The sequence below is a fragment of the Burkholderia sp. Ac-20379 genome, assembly GCF_017104645.1.
Lineage (GTDB): Bacteria > Pseudomonadota > Gammaproteobacteria > Burkholderiales > Burkholderiaceae > Burkholderia.
The window spans coordinates 1-4,343 of the sequence record NZ_JAAGPF010000465.1 but is presented as its reverse complement, the minus strand read 5'-3'; the positions used below and the strand labels follow the sequence as shown (position 1 = coordinate 4,343).

The window sequence follows — 4,343 nt, the reverse complement described above, 5'->3', positions numbered from 1 at the left end:
ATCGGCGAGCCGCCAGTGCGCGCGCACGGCGGCATAGGAAAAGCCCCCGAGCAACGCTAGCGCAAGCCCGGCCAGCAGCCGCACCCGCCGCGCCCGCCCGACACGCCCCGCCAGCAGCGCGACAGCGGCCAGCAGCCCCGCCGCCAACGCCAAGCCCGCCAGCCAGCGCCAGCCCGGCAAGCTCGCCTGACGCTGCAACAGCACGACGCCGAGCGCAAACGCGATCCAGATTTCCCGCATCGACTTCCCGTGATGGCGCGCCGCGAATACGACGCCAGGCACGAGCGATTATGCGGACGAAAAACCGCCGCGAACCGTCGAAACGATCACGCTGGCCGAAGGGAATAGAGCGGTAGGAAAAAACCGAAACGCGAGCGGTTCAGCGCTCGTTCAAGCCAGCGCGGCGCGCAGGCGCGGCATCGCCGCATGGGCGTTGTCGGTGGTCGCGCGCGCGATGCCGGCGGCATCGGTGCCGCGCAGGCCCGCGATGATCTCGCCGATGCGCGGCACCTGATCGGGCGTGTTGCGCTGCTTGTAGCGCCATTCGGGGGCGATGTCGGGCGCGTCGGTTTCGACCACCAGCGTCTCCAGCGGCAGTTGCTCGGCGAGCCGCCGGATCTGCCGCGCCCGCTCGAACGTCACGTTGCCGCCGAAGCCGAGATGCATCCCCTGCGCCACGAACGCCTCGGCCTGCTGAAAGCTGCCGTTGAACGCATGCGCGATGCCGCGCCGCACGCCGAAGCGCCGCAGCCCGGCCAGCACGCGATCCTGCGACTTGCGCACGTGGCACAGCACCGGCAGGTCGAATTCGCGCGCGAGCTTCAGTTGCTCGGCGTAGAAGTGTTCCTGGCGCGGATTGTCGAGGCCGTCGACGAAGTAATCGAGGCCGATCTCGCCGATCGCGACGAAGCGCGGATCGTCGAGGCTGGCCTCGATCTCCATGCGCAGGCGGTCGAGATCCGCGTCGCGCGCGGCCGGCGTGAACAGCGGATGGATGCCGAGCGCGTAGCTGCCGCCGGCCGTGCGGTGCGCCAGTTCGCGCACCGTGTCGAAATTGCCGGCGCCGACGCTCGGAATCACGATGCCCGACACGCCCGCCTCGGCCGCCGCCGTCGCCACCGCCGCGCGATCCGCGTCGAATTCGCCGGCGTCGAGATGGCAGTGCGTGTCGATCCACATGGCGTCAGGCCGGGACCACCGGCTCCTCGTGCAGGATACCGTCGCGCAGCCGCAGGATGCGGTCGCAGCGCCCGGCCAGCTCGAGATCGTGCGTGACGATCACGAAGCTCGTGTCGAGCGTCTTCGACAGTTCGAGCATCAGATTGAAGACGTGGTCGGCGGTCGAGCCGTCGAGGTTGCCGGTCGGCTCGTCGGCCAGCACGCAGGCCGGCTTCGTGACGAGCGCGCGCGCCACCGCCACGCGCTGACGCTCGCCGCCCGACAATTCGCCCGGGCGATGCTTGGCGCGATGGCCGAGGCCGACGCGTTCGAGCATTTCCTGCGCGGCGTGACGCGACTCGGCCGCCGTGAGCCGGCGGATCCGCAACGGCATCGCCACGTTGTCGAGCGCCGAGAATTCCGGCAGCAGATGGTGGAATTGATAGACGAAGCCGAGCGCGCGGTTGCGCAGCTCGTTGCGCTCGCGCTCGGCGAGCCGCGTGAACGGCTTGCCGAGCAGCGACACCTCGCCGGTGCCCGGCTCGTCGAGCCCGCCCAGCACGTGCAGCAGCGTGCTCTTGCCCGAGCCCGACGCCCCGACGATCGCGAGCTTCTCGCCGCGATGCACGGAGACGGACGCCTCGGCCAGCACGCGCACGTCGAGCCCGCCCTGCTGGAACGATTTGGTGATGCCGCTCGCTTCGAGCACGGTGTCGCGCATGCGCGGATTTCCTTGATGGTTCGAGTTCATGGCCTGTTGCGCGCTCCGCTCATTCGTAGCGCAGCGCTTCGGCCGGACGCACCTTGGCCGCACGCCAGCTCGGATACAGCGTCGCGACCGCCGACAGCACGAAGGCGATCAGGCCGATCTTGATCACGTCGCCCGCCACCAGCTCCGACGGCAGCTCGCTGATGAAGTACACCGACGGCGGCAGGAACTGCACGCCGAACAGATGCTCGATCATCGGGATCAGCCACGGAATGCTCCAGGCGATCAGGCTGCCGAGCCCCACGCCCGCCAGCGTGCCGACGAAGCCCACCGTCACGCCCTGCACCACGAAGATCTTCATGATCGAGCCGGGCTGCGCGCCGAGCGTGCGCAGGATCGCGATGTCGGCCTGCTTGTTGGTCACGGTCATCACCAGCGACGACACCAGATTGAACGCCGCCACCGCGATGATCAGCGTCAGGATGATGAACATCATGCGCTTCTCGATCTTGACGGCCGAGAACCAGGTCTTGTTCTGCTGCGTCCAGTCGCGGATATACAGATCGCCCGACAGCGAATGCGACAGTTGCACGGCCACGTCCGGCGCGCGCTGCATGTCCTTGAGGCGCAGCCGCACGCCGGTCGGCGCGGGCAGGCGGAACAAGGTCTGCGCGTCGCCGATGTCGATCATCGCGAGCGTGCTGTCGTATTCGTAGTGACCCGACTCGAACACGCCGACCACCGTGAACTGCTTGAGGCGCGGCAGCATGCCGGCCGGCGTGATGGTGCCTTCCGGCGCGACCAGCGTGACCTTGTCGCCCACGCCCACGCCGAGATTGCTGGCCAGCGCGGTGCCGAGCACGATGCCGAACTGGCCCGGCTGCAACGCCGCCAGCGAGCCGGCCTTCATGTCCTTGCTCACGTCCGACACCTGCGGCTCGCGAACCGGGTCGACGCCGCGCAGCAGCACGCCGCTGACGGCATCCTGGCGGGTCAGCAGGGCCTGTGCCTCGACATAGGGCGCCGAGCCGATCACCTCGGGGTTGCGGCGCGCTTCGTCGGCGGTCAGTTGCCAGTTCGGCATCGAGCCGGTGGGCGAGAAGATCTCGACGTGCGCGAGCACCGACAGCATGCGGTCGCGCACCTGCGTCTGGAAGCCGTTCATCACCGACAGCACCACGATCAGGGCCGCCACGCCGAGCGCGATGCCGAGCATCGAAACGGCGGCGATGAAGGAGATGAAACCGTTTCCGGTCGTGCGTTTGCCGGCGCGCGTGTAGCGCCAGCCGATCTGCCATTCGTACGGGAGTTTCAAGCGGGTCCTTTTTGCGTGTTGCGGCGGGCGTCGCCGGCCGGGTGAGGCATCCGGGCCGGCAGCCCGGAAGGCGGCGCACCGGGCCGGGCGCCGCCGATCACGCGCGAAGTTTGCCACACATTGCTTAATCGGCCCTGAAAATGAGATAGCCCGGGGCGGGCCGCCGCGGCGCCACGCAAACGCCGCCAATGCCGCGCCGGGCGGCCTTTCCGGCGCATCCGCCGGGCGCCGCGAACGGCAACCGCGGGCGCGACCTCCGGCCGTTGCCGGTCAAGCCGCGCGTGCGGCCGACGGCGTCGCTCCCGCCGCTCGTCGAGACACACCGAAGCCGCGCCTTCATGCCGCAACCGACGCCGCCGGCCCAGGCCGTTTGGCCTACAATGCGCACCATCATGCGTGACCACCCTTCCCCCCGCCGCCTCCATTTCCTGCTGCCGTTCGCGCTCCCGTCCGCCGCCGAGGCCGCCTTGTCGCTGCGCGATCTCGCGAGCCCCGCGCTGAGCACGCTGCTGGCCCGGGCGCGCCTCGTCGAGCGCACCGCCGGCGAGGATTTCCAGCGCACGCTGCCGCACGAACGCTGGCTGGCCCAGCGCTTCGGCGCGATCGACGGCCAGACCGACGACGCCCCGCTCGCCCCATACATGCTGCTCGCCGACGGCGGCACGCCCGGCGATGCGCCGTGGGCCTGCGTCGAGCCGGTTCACGTGCAGATCGCGACCGATCACCTCGTGCTGATCGATCCGTCCTCGCTCGAACTGGCCGACGCCGAAGCCGCCGCGCTGCTCGAGGTGGCGCGCCCGCTGATCGAGGAACTCGGCGTGCGCCTGCAGGCGCCGCATCCGCGACGCTGGTATCTGTCCAGCGCGGCGCTGGCCGAGCTGGACGGCGCCGCGCCGCTGCGCGCGAGCGGCCGCAACATCGAGATCTGGCTGCCGCACGAGGCCCGCACCGGCGAGCGCTCGCGGCTCTGGATGAAGCTGCAGAACGAAGTGCAGATGGCGTGGTTCGGCCATGCGGTGAACGACGCGCGCGAGGCGCGCCGGCAGTTCAGCGCGAATTCGATCTGGTTCCACGGCCAGGGCGCGCTGCGGCCGGTGCGCAGCCCGTTCGCGCGCGTGCTGTCCGCAGCCTGCGCCACGCGCGGGCTGGCGCTCGCCGCGC

5 protein-coding genes are annotated in these 4,343 nt (G+C 70.1%); 1 reads left to right on the top strand and 4 read right to left on the bottom strand.

Annotation, left to right across the window (positions count from 1 at the left end; genetic code table 11):
* The 4 genes from G3N92_RS31410 to G3N92_RS31395 all read right to left on the bottom strand — a co-directional run.
* The coding region (locus G3N92_RS31410; protein WP_206131429.1) for a hypothetical protein at window positions 1–240 on the bottom strand (240 nt) is incomplete at its 3' end.
* Window positions 241–390: 150 nt separating this feature from the next.
* The gene (locus G3N92_RS31405) at window positions 391–1,179 is read right to left on the bottom strand and encodes a TatD family hydrolase (protein ID WP_206131428.1); all 789 of its coding nucleotides are present in this window, start codon (window positions 1,177–1,179) and stop codon (window positions 391–393) included.
* A 4-nt stretch (window positions 1,180–1,183) separates the two neighbouring features.
* Complete coding sequence (lolD, locus tag G3N92_RS31400; protein WP_206131427.1) at window positions 1,184–1,909, bottom strand: lipoprotein-releasing ABC transporter ATP-binding protein LolD; 726 nt, start codon at window positions 1,907–1,909, stop codon at window positions 1,184–1,186.
* A 19-nt stretch (window positions 1,910–1,928) separates the two neighbouring features.
* Complete coding sequence (locus tag G3N92_RS31395; protein ID WP_206131426.1) at window positions 1,929–3,182, bottom strand: lipoprotein-releasing ABC transporter permease subunit; 1,254 nt, start codon at window positions 3,180–3,182, stop codon at window positions 1,929–1,931.
* 380 nt (window positions 3,183–3,562) lie between these two features.
* Between G3N92_RS31395 and G3N92_RS31390 the strand changes: the two genes are divergently transcribed.
* Window positions 3,563–4,343 (top strand): regulator (locus tag G3N92_RS31390; protein ID WP_206131425.1); only part of this gene is annotated, 781 nt, incomplete at its 3' end.